The following is a 14,690-nucleotide window of genomic DNA, read 5'->3' on the forward strand; positions in this document are numbered from 1 at the left end:
GATGGCATTGAGGAGACTCTTACCTACTGCGATTTTCCCAGCGAACACTGGACTCGCATCCGCACCAACAATGTCATTGAGAGGCTCAACCGGGAGATCCGCCGCCGCACCCGTGTGGTGGGTAGTTTCCCGGATGGTAACTCCGCCCTCATGCTGGTCTGTGCCCGCCTGCGCCATGTGGCCGGCACCCAGTGGGGCAACAAAAAGTACATGAACATGAAGCACCTGGAGGCTGCCGTTGAGGACGCCTCCATTGCTGGCTGACTTCATTCATTCCAGAGCCTGCAAACCAATTTGCGCAAAATCCTTGACACTACCTGGCTGTCCTGTATCACGTACAGGACAGCCATTCTGATGTATGATACACCAAAGGCGAACCCCTTACAGGGTTCGCCTTGGTGCATTTTGGTGGAGGCGGGGGGAGTCGAACCCGCCTATAAAATCTTCAAACCGATTGTGCCGCAATTACAAAGATTATTTTGTGTGCAAAATCGTGTGCAATTTTTCTTCGAAATAAGTGTCTACCAGATCGGCCACCTCTTCCTGCTTGTCCTTCATGGTGTGCTGGTAGACGTTCTTGAGCATATTGTTTGTGGCATGCCCCATTCGCTCCATCGCATATTTGTCTGGCACATTCAAGGCCAGCATGACGGAAGCATTAGCATGCCCTTACGGTATAATTACGACAAACCGGAAAAGCCCCGTATATCAAGGGTTTTCGGTTATCTGGCAAGGTTTTTCATCCTTTTCCAAACCGAAAAATCGAGCCGCGAAGTAGTTATATCGTAGGGGGTGTTATAGTAACGACAAAAACTAAATATTGTTTGGGCGGGCTGTCAGCCCGTCCAACAAATCAGGACATTTCCTCTGAAAAGAAGAAATGTCCTTTTTTTGTACCCAAAATCAGATGCCGACAGGAGGAACACGATGACTGAAAAAACAGCGCAGAAAGAACCGGGCAAAAAGCCCGCGCCATCCAAAAAGCCGAAACCGCAGCAGGAAGTAGTTGTTCAGATTTCGCTCTCTGAGCTGCATCCGTTCCCGGATCACCCCTTTCAGGTGCGGGAGGATGCGTCCATGCAGGAAACCGCCGAAAGCGTTAAGGAATACGGCGTCCTCGTCCCCGCGCTGGCGCGGCCACGGGAGGACGGCGATTATGAGCTGATTGCAGGCCACCGCCGCAAACACGCCTGCGAGCTGGCTGGGCTGGCCACCATGCCCGTCATTGTCCGCGACATTGACCGGGACGCTGCCACCATTATCATGGTGGACAGCAACCTTCAGCGGGAGAACATTCTCCCCTCCGAACGCGCCAAAGCCTACAAGATGAAGATGGAGGCCATCAAGCGGCAGGGCGCACGAACGGATCTGACTTCGCCGAAAATTTCGGCGAAGTTCCGCAGCGATGATGAAGTTGGTCAGGATGCCGGTGTGAGCGGAGATACCATCCGCAACTACATCGCCTTGACGCAGTTAGTCCCGGAGCTTCAGCAGATGGTGGACGAGAAGAAAATCGCCCTCAGTCCCGCCTATCAGCTTGCGGCGCTGACACCCAAGGAGCAGGGGCTGCTTCTGGAAACCATCGACAGCGAACAGACCACCCCCTCGCTCTCGCAGGCGCAGCGGATGAAAAAGCTCAGTCAGAGCGGCGAGCTGAACGAGGACACCATGCTCTCCATTATGATGGAGCAGAAGAAACCGGAGAAAAACGACATCACCCTTTCCGGTGAAAAGCTCCGCAAATACTTCCCGCGTTCCTATACCCCGTTCCAGATCGAGAACACCATCTTCAAATTACTGGACGCATGGCAGAAAAAGCGCCAGCGCGACCAGAGCCGTTGAGCGGACAAGCAGTTTGTTTGTCCGCTATTTTCATGCCAAAAGGAGGACGCCATGTATATCAACACGTTCAAATACACGCCCAAAGATGTGAGCTGCCAGCTCTGTACCGAGTATGTGAAAAAGCTGGGCTGTACCGCCCTGCGCTGCCCGTGGCTGGCCGAGCGCATTGAGGCCGGTGTGGTCGGCTACCGCGAGGCCGTCATGGAAACATTCCCCCGCGACCGCCGCCTGTCCTCGCGCCTGAACCTGCTGATCAAGCATTATCCCGGAAGCCTCTGGAGCAACGAGCAGCATGAGCGCCGAATGCAGTATCAGTGCGCCGTGCAGGGCTACCGCCGCCGCAGGGATACCAACGCCTATTATGCGGCCATGTACCTGCTGACCTCCAACGACGACATTTACCGCCGCACGGCAAACTGCTTCTGCAAGGACGGGATTGAGTTCGGCTATGCGGTGTTGAAAAACACCTCGCCGCACAACTACGCACTGTTCATGGCAGCGCGCGACCTCTGCGACAAGACGGAGGCCGTCACGATGGCGGACTTGGCGGAACCGGAGGTCATTGACCCGGAGGCGCTGCGCCTGGTCGTCAACGCCACTCTGATCGCCCGCTATGGGCTTGCCGCCTTTCAGATCAGAGCGCGAGGTGCCGAATATGAACGCTGATGATTTTGTCGGCGGGCACAGCATCCTTGCGCTGGAGCGCTTTATGGACGAAACCAGCCACATGATTATTTTTGATGTCCTGTCGTGGAAATCCCCTGTGGGTGAAAAGGGCGAACGGCTGAGGTTGTTCCTCTCCGACGTGGGATATGCCAAGGCGCAGGCATCCGAGAGGCGCGGAGAAATCAAAATTCGCAAACACGCCGACGTCATTGAGGGGCATATCCTCCCTGACCGGAAAAAGCGGCGTCACTAAAATGATTGGAGGAATTACCATGAGCAGAGTTACAGAGCTGGAAAAAGCGCTGACCACGCTGTTTCGTAAGGGTACAGAGGTCGGCTACACGGAAACGGAGATTGACGAGTTTCTGGAAAACATCGACTATCACGCCCTGCTGCAAGCCGTTTGGAACAAGGCTGAAACGGTCTATGCCTACCGCGCAGACGGCAAAAATGCGCTGAGTCTGGACTATCGCAGCTCAGAGCTGTTCAAGCAGCGAGCGACGCTTCTCTATGAGGACGTGGGCGACAGCTATATCGGCGCGGTGTTTGCCGCCCGGTCGATGGAGTTGTGGCTGCTGGAGGATATGGGCTTTGCCGTCGTTGCCAAATTCAGCGTGAACGCCGGAGAAGGCGAATACGTCACCGAGTATCGCGTCTACAAGGGCAGCGATTGGGCAGACAGCGAGATTTCTCTGGATTTGGAGGACTTGGTGGCCGAGCTTGCCGCCCTGTGCGATCCCTACTACGAACACGAGCAGCCCATCTATGAGCTGTGATGTGGGAAAGGAGTGGAAACGAAGCGGCTTCCCCATGCGGGAAACCATTCAGAACGCAAACGGCAAGCAGTTTCACGCCGTCAGCCTGTCCGGTGGCAAGGACAGTACCGCCATGCTGCTTTTGATGATCGAACGGGATATGCCCATCGACATGGTGCTGTCAGCGGACACCGGCATGGAGTTCCCGGAAATGTACGAACACCTTGCCAAACTGGACGAGCATCTTTTCCGGGAGCGCGGCATCCATATTACCACGCTGCGGCATCCCAAGGGCTTTGAATACCTGATGTTCGACGAACCCAAGCAGAAGCCCCGCAGTCTGGAAAACCGTGCAAAGCTGGGCATCCCGCCCTACGGCAACGGCTGGCCGGGAATCCGCGTCCGCTGGTGTACCGGGCAGCTCAAAACGCACCTCATCACCAAGGAGGTCAACCGGCTCAAAGGCGAGCTGGGCGCGATCCACTATGTCGGTATCGCCGCCGATGAAGCGTGGCGCTGCAAGGATGAGCGGTATCCCCTCGTGGAATGGGGCATCACGGAGGCGCAGGCGCTCCAAGCCTGTTACGACCGTGGCTTTGACTTCGGCGGACTGTATGAGATTTACCACCGTGCGTCCTGCTGGTGCTGCCCGTTCCAGCGTATCGACGAGCTGCGGAAGCTGCGAAAGCATCACCCGGAGCTGTGGGAAAAGCTGATGGAGCTGGATCGCCGTGCGCTGGCGCAGTTCGGCACCGGCCCGCTGGGACAGTTCAAGCAGAACTGGAGCGTAGAGCGGCTGGATACGCGGTTTGCCGAGGAGGACGGCCAAACAGGTTGACTGCCCTGCGGAAAGGATTGAAGCAATATGGCTGTATTTCGCGTTGAACGGACGCGGGATTACACGGTGATGTGCAACCATCACCTGAAAGACAGCAATCTTTCCCTGAAAGCCAAGGGGCTGCTCTCCATGATGCTCTCCCTCCCCGACGAGTGGAATTACACCACGCGGGGGCTGGCTGCGATCTGCAAGGAGGGCGTGGACGCCATCGGGAAAACGCTCAAGGAGCTGGAGCTGGCGGGCTACATCATCCGCCGTCAGCTTCGCGGCAAGGACGGGCGCATTTCCGACACGGAGTACACCATCTTCGAGAAGCCCCGAAAGCCCTCTCCACCGGATACGACTTTACCAGATACGGAAAACCCGTATCTGGATAACCCGGATACGGAGGCACCGGATACGGATAATCCCGCGCAATTAAATACTAAGAAATCTAATACTCAAAAATCAAATACTGATCTATCAAGCACTCATTCATTCTTTCTGCCTGCGGCGGACGGAATGACGGACGGATTTGAGAAAAAAGCGGAGATCAGAGAGCAAATCGAATACGACATTCTCTGTCAGCAGTATGACCGGATGCAGCTTGATGAGCTGGTGGAGATTATGCTGGAGGTTGCTATGAACCGCAGCCCCACGGTCAAGATCGGGCGGGATGCGGAGTATCCCACCGGCTTCGTCCAACAGCGCTTTGAAAAGATCACCTCCATGCACATCGAAAAGGTCATGGACGGTATCCGCGAGAACACCACCCGCGTTTGGAACACGAAAGCCTATCTCATGGCGGCGCTGTTCAATTCCGTTTCCACCATCGACAACCACTACGCCATGCTGGTCAATCACGATTTTCACGGCGGCCCCTAAAGGCCGTCATTTTTCATGCCCGATTCCGGGAGAAAGGATTTGATACCGATGAAACGCCCCCTTGCCTACATCACCGCTCCGTGGAGCGAGAACGAGTTTGAGAACACCGAAAATGCCGCCAAGTATTGCAGGGCGGTCTATGACGCGGGCTTTTCGCCCATCTGCCCCACGCTGTTTCTGCCACTGTTCCTACACGATGAGATTCCGCAGGAGCACAAGGACTGCATCGACATGGCGCGGGAGTATCTACGCCGCGCTCGTGTGCTGGTGGTTTGCGGCAGCACCGTAGATGAAAGCGTGAAAAATGACATCGCCGTGGCCGAGCGCCTGCGGATCACCGCCACCACGCTGGACGGCATCCTAACCGTCAAGGGGCAGGGGCGCAGAAATGAATGAGCATCTTCTGCACCGGCTGGTGGTACCGCCTTAGTGTCCCGGCATTCTCCCTGCAAATCGGAGGAAAGGAGCGTGATAAGTCATGCAGGAAGAAGTTGAACAGAGAATCGTATCCCTGATGATCTCCTGCGGAAAGCTGGGTGAACAGGAATTTCGCAAGGCCGTTGCCAAGCTGCTGGAGCAGCTAAAAAACGATTATCAGAAATATCAGCACGGCAAGGCCAATCCCCACGGAAAAATGACCGTCAAGCAGCTTGCCGCCAAGGATAAGGGATTGCAGAGCATTGAAGTCACCGATCAGAATATCGGCTCATTCAACCGGATTGCCCGGAAGTATGGCATTGACTTCGCTCCATTCAAGGTCAAGGGCGAAAAGCGATACATGGTGTTCTTCAAAGCGCCGGACGCCGACGCCATGACCGCCGCGTTCAAGGAATACACTGCCAAACAGGTCAGGAAGGCGGAACGCCCCTCGGTGCTGGAAAAGCTGCAACACTTCAAGTCGCTCATTCAGGCGGCTGTGGTGGACAGGACAAAGCGGAAGGAGCTGGAACGATGAAGCAAGTCAACGTCAAAAAGCTCATTCTTCCCAACATCCCGTATGTGTTCATCGCGCTGCTGGCCACCAAGGTCAGCGAGGCGGTGCGGCTGGCTCCCGGTTCGGACGCTTCCACGAAGCTGCTGAACATTATGACCGGCCTGAACACGGCGTTCCACTCCCTTGTCCCCAGCTTTCATCCCATTGACCTGTGCGTGGGCGTTGCCGCCGCCATCGCCATTCGACTGGCGGTCTATATCAAGGGCAAAAATGCCAAGAAATTCCGCAAAAATCTGGAGTACGGCAGCGCCCGTTGGGGAACCGCCGAGGACATCAAGCCCTACGTCGATCCTGCGTTTGAGAACAACATCATTCTCACGCAGACGGAGCGGCTGACGATGAATAGCCGCCCCAAAGACCCGAAAACGGCGCGGAACAAAAATGTCCTGATCGTCGGCGGCAGCGGTTCGGGCAAGACCCGCTTTTGGTTGAAGCCCAATCTGCTCCAATGCACATCAAAAACCTATCCCACCAGCTTCGTCGTCACCGATCCCAAAGGGGACATCTTGGTTTCCTGCGGCCATGCGCTGCAAAAGAACGGGTATCAGATCAAGATTCTCAATTCCCTGAACTTCAAGAAGTCCATGCACTACAACCCGTTCGCCTACATCCACTCGGAAAAGGACATTTTGAAGCTGGTCACGACGCTGATCGCCAACACCAAGGGCGAGGGCAAAGCCGGTGACGATTTCTGGGTGAAAGCGGAAACGCTGCTCTACACCGCCCTTATCGGGTACATCCACTATGAAGCGCCGGTGGAGGAACAGAATTTCTCTACGCTCATTGAGTTTATCAATGCGATGGAGGTGCGCGGGGACGATGAGGACTTCAAAAATCCGGTGGACTTGATGTTCGACGAGCTGAAAAAGCGCAAGCCAGACCACTTCGCCGTCCGCCAATATGCCAAATTCAAGCTAAGTGCCGGCAAGACCGCGAAAAGCATACTTATTTCCTGCGGCGCACGGCTTGCGCCCTTTGACATTCAGGAGCTTCGGGAGCTGACGGCCTATGACGAGCTGCAACTGGACACGCTGGGCGACCGGAAAACCGCCCTGTTCATCATCATGTCCGATACGGATGATACCTTTAACTTTCTCATTTCCATGTGCTATACCCAGCTTTTCAACCTGTTGTGTGAAAAGGCGGATGATGTGTACGGCGGACGCTTGCCGGTTCATGTCCGCTGCCTGATCGACGAGGCCGCGAATATCGGCCAGATACCGAGGCTTGAGAAGCTGGTAGCGACGATCCGTTCCAGAGAAATCTCCTGCTGCCTTGTCTTGCAGGCGCAGAGCCAGCTCAAAGCCCTGTATAAAGACAGCGCGGATACGATCATCGGCAACATGGACTGCTCCATCTTTTTGGGCGGTAAGGAACCCGGTACGCTGAAAGAGCTGGCGGCGGCGCTGGGTAAGGAAACCATCGACAGCTATAACACCGGCGAGAGCCGTGGCCGCGAGGTTTCCCATTCGCTGAACTATCAGAAATTGGGCAAGGAGCTGATGAGCGTGGATGAGCTTGCCGTGCTGGATGGCGGCAAGTGCATCTTGCAGCTTCGCGGCGTCCGCCCGTTTCTGTCCAACAAATATGATCTCACCAAGCATCCCCTCTACCGCTACACAGCGGATTATGACAAGAAATACGCCTTTGACATAGAGCGTTTTCTGTCCCATCGCCTCAAGCTCAAGCCGGATGATGCAGTTGAGGTGTATCAGGCAGACCTTTCCGGTGAACCTGTCGCCTGACGGCGGCAGCCTGTTTTGACAACGACTCGATGAAACTTCGTGGAAGAAATGTACCCTCCAAAATCTAAAAACATATTTTTCGGAGGTACTATTTATGGCTTTCTTTAATTCTGCTGTTGGTGTTCTTCAGACCCTCGTTGTGGCGCTGGGCGCTGGCCTCGGCATTTGGGGTGCGATCAATCTGCTGGAGGGCTACGGCAACGACAACCGTGCGATGCGTTCCTGACTGAAAAGGTCAGGCACAGGTCGAAGGACGAATGAAGTCCAAAACCTTGGAGAACTGATATTTCGATGGATGAAATGAGGGGGTAACGCCCCGAAGCGTCCACACTAATACTCCGACTGGCATAGGTGCGCAACCGCCGATTGTCAGAAGCTCGGTGAAGTCGGCAGAGAGATGCCGTAGTTTTGGCTGCAAGGCTGAAATCGAAAGCTGTCCAGAGGTGGATAGCGCATCCTATATGCCGGGTGTCAGCCGCACATGGTTAGTATGTATGGAAATACTGACGAACTTCTGAATGTACAAGTCTAAACGTTGATACCATCGAAACGGTGGTACTCCTTATACGGAGGTATTCGTGGACAAGTAAAAATGGTTGTTATGAAAGTCCATGTGCCGTTACAGGCGGCACGATTCGTAAAGAATTGAATACAGGCTTAGAGGAAGAACCTAAATGCGGCCCATGATAGAAATATCGGAACGCAGGAAGCTGAAAACATTTAGCCTGTTGCAAGGCTGCGAGATGGTGGATGGGAATACCTTCGTGAGAAGGCAATAACCATTCTTTGTTTCAGTGAAAGTAGTGGCGTAGTACCTATGAAGCCGTGAAAAAGTAAACGGTGGAGGAAAGGCCACAAGTCGAATTTGGCAAAAGAAGCACGCACAAAGTGTCGCAAGCCCTGTATGACCAAATTCGATGGAACGCCGTGTGCGGTGAAAGCTGCACGCACGGTGTGGAGCCGGGGAAAAGCTGGAGATCATATCAAATGCTTACCTATGGCTATCTGGTGCTAAATCTCAGGGCATGAAGCAGCTGATGGCCGGGGGCGGGGTGGCCTTGATTGGCATTACCCTCGTGCCGCTGCTGTCCGGGCTGTTCGGCTAATCAGGCAGCTCGTTTGCTTCCCATAAATCCACGGAGGGTGCCGCTTTCTGGCGGCATCCTCCCGAAAGGAGGGCAACCCTATGGATTTCTTATGGGATAAGATCACGGAATGGCTGAAAGAAATGCTCATCGGCGGTATCGTGAGCAATCTGTCCGGGATGTTCGATGCAACCAATCAAAAGGTTGCCGAGATCTCCGGTCAGGTGGGCTTATCGCCGCAGGCATGGAACGGCAGCATTTTCAGCATGATACAAAACCTGTCGGAAACCGTGATCGTCCCCATCGCAGGCGCAATTCTCGCCTTTGTGATGACGCTGGAGCTGATCCAGCTCATTACCGACAAGAATAACCTCAACGACATGGACACATGGATATTCTTCAAGTGGGCGTTCAAGTCCGCTGCCGCTGTCCTGATTGTAACAAACACATGGACGATTGTGATGGGCGTGTTCGATGCCGCCCAAAGCGTCGTTGCCAGCGCCTCCGGGCTGATTATCGGCGACACCAGCATCAACATTTCAAGCGTCATGGTGGGCATTGAGGATCGGTTGATGGAGATGGAGCTGGGGCCGCTCTTCGGCCTATGGTTCCAGTCTCTGTTCGTGGGCATTACCATGTGGGCGCTGACCATCTGTATTTTCATTATCACATTCGGAAGAATGATTGAAATATATCTCGTCACCTCTGTTGCCCCCATTCCGATGGCGACCATGATGGGCAAGGAATGGGGCGGCATGGGACAGAACTACATCCGTTCCCTGCTGGCGCTGGGCTTCCAAGCGTTCTTGATTATCGTCTGCGTTGCCATCTACGCCGTTCTGGTGCAGAACATCGCGCTTGTGGATGACATCATCTACGCCATCTGGACTTGCATGGGCTACACGGTGCTGCTGTGCTTCTGCCTGTTCAAAACGAGCAGCCTTGCCAAGTCCGTGTTCAATGCACATTAACGGGGGTGATACTATGCTGACACTCACGCCCGTCGCGCTTGCAACAGCGAACGCTTTTGTTAATGCGCATCACCGGCACCACAAGGCAACTGCTGGGCATAAGTTTTCCATCGGCTGTGCCAAGGATGGAGAGCTTGTCGGTGTTGCAATCGTAGGCCGTCCTGTAAGCCGGTATCTGGATGATGGCTGGACATTGGAGGTCAATCGCCTTTGCACCACCGGTGAGAAGAACGCTTGCAGCATCCTTTATGCCGCATCCGCGCGGGCGGCAAAGGCAATGGGATACCGCAAGATCATCACCTATACGCTGGATAGCGAGAGCGGCAGCAGTCTCCGCGCCGCTGGTTGGAACTGCGCAGGCTTGGCAGGCGGCAAATGCTGGACAGGCAGCCGTAAGCCCGCCTCCGCTTTGTACCCGGCGCAGATGAAACTTCGATATGAAAAGCTCTTATAAAGGGGAATTTCTATGGCCTATGTCAACGTCCCAAAGGACTTAACCAAAGTAAAAACCAAGGTGCTGTTCAACCTCACGAAACGACAGCTCATTTGCTTCGGAAGCGGCGCGCTCATCGGCGTACCGCTTTTCTTCTTGCTCAAGGGCAGCATCGGCACCAGCCCTGCCGCCATGGTGATGATGGTGGTGATGATCCCGGCCATGCTGTTCGCCATGTATGAAAAGAACGGTCAGCCGTTGGAGGTCGTCATCCGCAACATCTACCGCGTGTGCTTCCAGAGGTCAAAGCAGCGCCCGTATAAGACCAACAATTTTTATGCCGTTCTGGAGCGGCAAAACCAGTTAGACCGGGAGGTGTATCAAATTGTCCGAAAAGAAAAAGCTGACCCGCGCCGAACGAAAACAGATCGAAATCGCCATCGCAAGAGCGAACCGAACGGATAAGAAAGAAAAATCGGCGCAGGACAGCATCCCGTATCAACGTATGTGGCCGGACGGTATTTGCCGTGTGACCGACACGCGCTACACCAAAACGATCCAGTATCAGGACATCAACTACCAGCTCTCGCAGAATGAGGACAAGACCGCCATCTTTGAAGCGTGGTGCGATTTTCTGAACTACTTTGACAGCTCCGTGCAATTCCAGCTTTCCTTTGTGAACCTCTCGGCTTCGCAGGAAACCTTTGCACGGAGCATTTCCATTCCGCCCTGCGGGGACGAGTTTGACGGCATCCGCGCCGAGTACGCCGGTATGCTGCAAAATCAGCTTGCCCGCGGCAACAACGGCCTCATTAAGACCAAGTATCTCACGTTCGGCGTTGAGGCCGACAACCTCCGCGCTGCCAAGCCCCGTTTGGAGCGCATCGAAACCGACCTTCTGAACAACTTCAAGCGGCTGGGCGTTGTGGCTGCGCCGCTGAACGGCTTTGAGCGCCTGCACGTCATGCACGACATTCTGCGGATGGACGAGCAGGAACCGTTCCGCTTTTCGTGGGACTGGCTGGCTCCCTCCGGACTGTCCACCAAGGACTTTATCGCGCCCAGCTCCTTTGAGTTCAAGACCGGCAGGCAGTTTCGTATGGGCAAAAAGCTGGGCGCGGTCAGCTTCGTGCAGATTCTGGCACCGGAGCTGAATGACCGGATGCTGGCGGACTTTCTGGATATGGAGAGCAGCGTCCTCGTCAATCTCCATGTGCAGTCTGTGGATCAGGTCAACGCCATCAAGACCGTCAAGCGCAAAATCACCGATCTCGACAAATCCAAAATTGAGGAACAGAAGAAAGCCGTCCGTGCAGGGTACGACATGGACATCATTCCAAGCGACCTTGCCACCTACGGTGCAGAGGCCAAAAAGCTGTTGCAGGATTTGCAGTCCCGCAATGAGCGAATGTTCCTGCTGACCTTCCTCATTCTCAACACAGCGGACACGCCCCGGCAGCTCGACAACAACATCTTCCAGACCTCCAGCATCGCGCAAAAGTATAACTGTGCGCTGACCCGGCTGGACTTTCAGCAGGAGGAAGGACTGATGAGCAGTCTCCCGCTGGGGTTGAATCAGATCGAGATTCAGCGGGGCTTGACCACCTCCAGCGTGGCGATTTTTGTGCCTTTCACCACGCAGGAGCTGTTTCAGAACGGTTCGGAGGCGCTGTACTACGGCATCAACGCCCTTTCCAACAACCTCATCATGGTAGACCGGAAGCTGCTGAAAAATCCCAACGGCCTGATTTTAGGCACTCCCGGCAGCGGCAAGTCATTTTCGGCAAAACGCGAGATCACCAATGCGTTTCTTATCTGCCCCAAGGATGACATCATCATCTGTGACCCGGAGGGCGAATATACACCGCTGGTGGAGCGTTTGCACGGTCAGGTCATTAAGCTGTCGCCCACCGGCAAGGGCTACGACGGTTCGCCCTGCTATATCAATCCGATGGACTTGAATCTGGATTACAGCGACGATGATAACCCGCTGAGCCTGAAATCCGACTTCATTCTGTCGCTGTGCGAGCTGATCGTCGGCGGCAAGGATGGGCTTGCCCCTGTGGAAAAGACCATCATCGACCGCTGCGTTCGCATCGTCTACCGGGACTACCTCAATGACCCGAAACCGGAGAATATGCCGCTGCTGGAGGACTTGTATAACGCCCTCCGTGCGCAGGATGAAAAGGAAGCGCAGTACATCGCCACCGCTTTGGAAATCTACGTCACCGGCTCTCTGAATGTGTTCAACCATCACACGAACGTGGATGTGAATAGCCGCATCGTCTGCTACGACATCAAGGAACTGGGCAAGCAGCTCAAAAAAATCGGGATGCTGGTGGTGCAGGATCAGGTCTGGAACCGTGTGACCATCAACCGCGCCGCCCATAAAACGACCCGCTACTATCTTGACGAGTTCCATCTTCTTTTGAAGGAGGAACAGACGGCTTCGTACAGTGTCGAAATCTGGAAACGCTATCGCAAATGGGGCGGCATCCCCACCGGGATCACGCAAAATGTCAAAGACCTGTTATCCAGCCGCGAGGTTGAGAACATTTTTGAGAACAGCGATTTCATCTATATGCTCAATCAGGCCGCTGGCGACCGGCAGATTCTCGCAAAGCAGCTCAACATTTCGCCGCATCAGCTTTCTTATGTGACCCACTCCGGCGAGGGCGAGGGGCTGCTGTTCTACGGCAACACGATCCTGCCCTTCATTGACCACTTCCCAAAGGACACCGAGCTGTACCGCGTCATGACCACCAAACCGCAAGAGGTGGCGTCGGCATGAAAAGAGAACCGCGTTTGCAGTTTTCCGACGCCGATCTTGCCGAGCCGAAGCTGGAAAAGCCCATCAAGCGGGTGAAAAAAGCGGAGGCCAAGGCGGATAAGGCGCAGGCGAAAATCCCCAAGAAAACCGTGGTCAAAAAGGAACGCGGCTTTGATCCTGCCACCGGCAAGGTCAAAACGCAGCTCCGGTTTGAGGAGGTGGACAAGAAAAAGCCGCCCTCAAAGCTGACCCATGCCGTGCAGGATGCCCCCGCCAGCTTTGTTCTCTCTCAGGTTCACCGGGAGGTGCGGCAGAGCGAGGATGACAATGTAGGCGTAGAGGCCGCGCACAAGGTAGAGCAAGCCGTGGAGAGCGGCGGGCGGCTGGTGCAGTCTGCCCACCGCGCCCATCAGCTCAAACCCTATCGCGCTGCCATCCGTGCAGAGAAAAAGCTGGAACAGGCCAATCTTGACGCGCTCCAGAAGAAAGCAGAGATCGACAGCCCCACCAGCAATCCCGTTTCCAAATGGCAGCAGAAGCAGGCAATTAAGAAGCAGTATGCCGCTGCCAAGCACAATCAGGCGGCGCAGACTACGGCAAAGGCGGCAGAAAATACCGCCAAGGCCGCGAAAAAAGCCGCTGAAAAGGCTGAGAAAGCGGGCAAATATGTGTGGGAACACCGGCGCGGCTTTGCCATTGCCGCCGCGATTCTGCTGATGCTGGCATTTCTGCTCAACGGCCTGTCCTCCTGCTCGGTGATAATGGATGGCGTCGGCTCCGGGATCGCGGCCAGTACCTATCCGTCGCAGGACGCCGATATGCTGGGCGCGGAAGCGCAGTATTGCGCGATGGAAGCAGAGCTTCAGCGCTACCTCGACACCTACGAAAGCACCCACGACTACGATGAGTACCACTTTGATCTGGACACCATCGAGCATGACCCCTATGTACTCATTTCCATGATTACGGCGCTGCATCAAGGGGAATGGACGCTGGATGAGGTGCAGGGTACGCTCCAAATGCTCTTTGACCGCCAGTACATTTTGACCGAGGATGTGGTGGTGGAAACCCGCTACCGCACAGAAACCGACACATGGACGGACGCGGACGGCAACACCCATACGGACACCTATCAGGTGCCGTATGACTACTACATCTGCACGGTCACGCTGGAAAACTTCAATCTCTCTCATGTTCCCGTTTACATTATGAGCGAAGAACAGCTCGGAATGTACGCCACCTATATGGCCACCCTCGGCAACCGTCCCGACCTGTTCCCCGGTTCAGGCTACATCGGCAAGTATGTGGAGGGCAGCTATACCGACTACGACATTCCCCCGGAGGCGCTGGACGATGAGGTATTTGCCGCCATCATCAAGGAAGCGGAAAAGTATCTCGGCTACCCCTACGTTTGGGGCGGCAGCAGTCCCTCCACCTCGTTTGACTGTTCGGGCTTCGTCAGTTGGGTCATCAATCATTCCGGTTGGGATGTGGGCAGACTGGGCGCGCAGGGACTTTGCAACATCTGTATGCCTGTATCCTCTGCTAACGTCAAGCCGGGCGATCTGGTGTTTTTCACCGGAACGTATGATACCCCCGGTGTCAGCCATGTGGGTATCTATGTTGGCAACAATATGATGATCCACTGCGGAGATCCGATCTCTTATGCGAACTTAAATTCAAGCTATTGGCAGTCCCATTTCTACCGCTATGGGCGCTTGCCGTAA

General features: G+C 54.9%; 16 protein-coding genes and 2 pseudogenes. 17 read left to right on the forward strand and 1 reads right to left on the reverse strand.

The window, feature by feature from the left end:
* Window positions 1-264, forward strand: a 264-nt coding sequence (locus H8S57_RS12275; RefSeq protein WP_186908334.1) for a transposase, incomplete at its 5' end; no start/stop codon positions are given.
* Window positions 265-474: 210 nt separating this feature from the next.
* Here H8S57_RS12275 and H8S57_RS17715 read toward each other — a convergent pair.
* Window positions 475-606: a hypothetical protein gene (locus H8S57_RS17715; protein ID WP_256413624.1), complete on the reverse strand. Its 132-nt coding sequence runs from the start codon at window positions 604-606 to the stop codon at window positions 475-477.
* A gap of 321 nt (window positions 607-927) precedes the next feature.
* Here H8S57_RS17715 and H8S57_RS12280 point away from each other — a divergent pair, with 321 nt between their 5' ends.
* The 16 genes and pseudogenes from H8S57_RS12280 (at window position 928) to H8S57_RS12355 (ending at window position 14,690) form a co-directional block, all read left to right on the forward strand.
* Entirely contained in the window at window positions 928-1,842 is a 915-nt protein-coding gene (locus H8S57_RS12280; RefSeq protein WP_186908335.1) for a ParB/RepB/Spo0J family partition protein, read from the forward strand.
* Window positions 1,843-1,893: 51 nt separating this feature from the next.
* Entirely contained in the window at window positions 1,894-2,508 is a 615-nt protein-coding gene (locus H8S57_RS12285) for a hypothetical protein (RefSeq protein ID WP_186908336.1), read from the forward strand.
* Window positions 2,498-2,761: a DUF5720 family protein gene (locus H8S57_RS12290; protein WP_186908337.1), complete on the forward strand. Its 264-nt coding sequence runs from the start codon at window positions 2,498-2,500 to the stop codon at window positions 2,759-2,761. The genes H8S57_RS12285 and H8S57_RS12290 overlap by 11 nt, the downstream gene beginning before the upstream one ends.
* Window positions 2,762-2,780: 19 nt before the next feature.
* Window positions 2,781-3,284, forward strand: coding sequence for a hypothetical protein (locus tag H8S57_RS12295; protein WP_147358449.1), 504 nt, complete (start codon window positions 2,781-2,783; stop codon window positions 3,282-3,284).
* A 34-nt stretch (window positions 3,285-3,318) separates the two neighbouring features.
* Window positions 3,319-4,101 (forward strand): phosphoadenosine phosphosulfate reductase domain-containing protein, encoded by a 783-nt coding sequence (locus tag H8S57_RS12300; protein WP_186908376.1) that lies wholly within the window; start codon window positions 3,319-3,321, stop codon window positions 4,099-4,101.
* 27 nt (window positions 4,102-4,128) lie between these two features.
* Entirely contained in the window at window positions 4,129-4,965 is an 837-nt protein-coding gene (locus tag H8S57_RS12305; protein ID WP_055270785.1) for a DUF6017 domain-containing protein, read from the forward strand.
* Between the two features lie 48 nt (window positions 4,966-5,013).
* Window positions 5,014-5,361 (forward strand): DUF7768 domain-containing protein, encoded by a 348-nt coding sequence (locus H8S57_RS12310; RefSeq protein WP_186908338.1) that lies wholly within the window; start codon window positions 5,014-5,016, stop codon window positions 5,359-5,361.
* An 82-nt stretch (window positions 5,362-5,443) separates the two neighbouring features.
* Complete coding sequence (locus H8S57_RS12315; protein WP_186908339.1) at window positions 5,444-5,920, forward strand: PcfB family protein; 477 nt, start codon at window positions 5,444-5,446, stop codon at window positions 5,918-5,920.
* Window positions 5,917-7,704 carry a VirD4-like conjugal transfer protein, CD1115 family gene (locus H8S57_RS12320; RefSeq protein WP_186908340.1) on the forward strand — a complete coding sequence of 596 codons (1,788 nt, stop codon included), beginning with the start codon at window positions 5,917-5,919 and terminating at the stop codon, window positions 7,702-7,704. Before H8S57_RS12315 ends, H8S57_RS12320 begins: the two co-directional genes overlap by 4 nt.
* Before the next feature lie 94 nt (window positions 7,705-7,798).
* A pseudogene (locus H8S57_RS12325) lies at window positions 7,799-7,927 on the forward strand (Maff2 family mobile element protein); the annotation flags it as partial.
* A 784-nt stretch (window positions 7,928-8,711) separates the two neighbouring features.
* Window positions 8,712-8,810 (forward strand): annotated as a pseudogene (locus H8S57_RS12330) (Maff2 family mobile element protein); the annotation flags it as partial.
* 80 nt (window positions 8,811-8,890) lie between these two features.
* On the forward strand, window positions 8,891-9,760 hold the full coding sequence (locus H8S57_RS12335) for a VirB6/TrbL-like conjugal transfer protein, CD1112 family (RefSeq protein WP_021633196.1): 870 nt from the start codon (window positions 8,891-8,893) through the stop codon (window positions 9,758-9,760).
* 13 nt (window positions 9,761-9,773) lie between these two features.
* Window positions 9,774-10,214, forward strand: a complete 441-nt coding sequence (locus H8S57_RS12340) for an XF1762 family protein (RefSeq protein WP_186908341.1) — start codon at window positions 9,774-9,776, stop codon at window positions 10,212-10,214.
* A 12-nt stretch (window positions 10,215-10,226) separates the two neighbouring features.
* Window positions 10,227-10,658: a PrgI family protein gene (locus tag H8S57_RS12345; RefSeq protein WP_186908342.1), complete on the forward strand. Its 432-nt coding sequence runs from the start codon at window positions 10,227-10,229 to the stop codon at window positions 10,656-10,658.
* Window positions 10,579-12,984, forward strand: coding sequence for a VirB4-like conjugal transfer ATPase, CD1110 family (locus H8S57_RS12350; protein WP_186908343.1), 2,406 nt, complete (start codon window positions 10,579-10,581; stop codon window positions 12,982-12,984). Before H8S57_RS12345 ends, H8S57_RS12350 begins: the two co-directional genes overlap by 80 nt.
* On the forward strand, window positions 12,981-14,690 hold the full coding sequence (locus H8S57_RS12355) for a C40 family peptidase (RefSeq protein ID WP_186908344.1): 1,710 nt from the start codon (window positions 12,981-12,983) through the stop codon (window positions 14,688-14,690). The genes H8S57_RS12350 and H8S57_RS12355 overlap by 4 nt, the downstream gene beginning before the upstream one ends.

It is taken from the genome of Lawsonibacter hominis, from assembly GCF_014287895.1.
Lineage (GTDB): Bacteria > Bacillota > Clostridia > Oscillospirales > Oscillospiraceae > Lawsonibacter_A > Lawsonibacter_A hominis.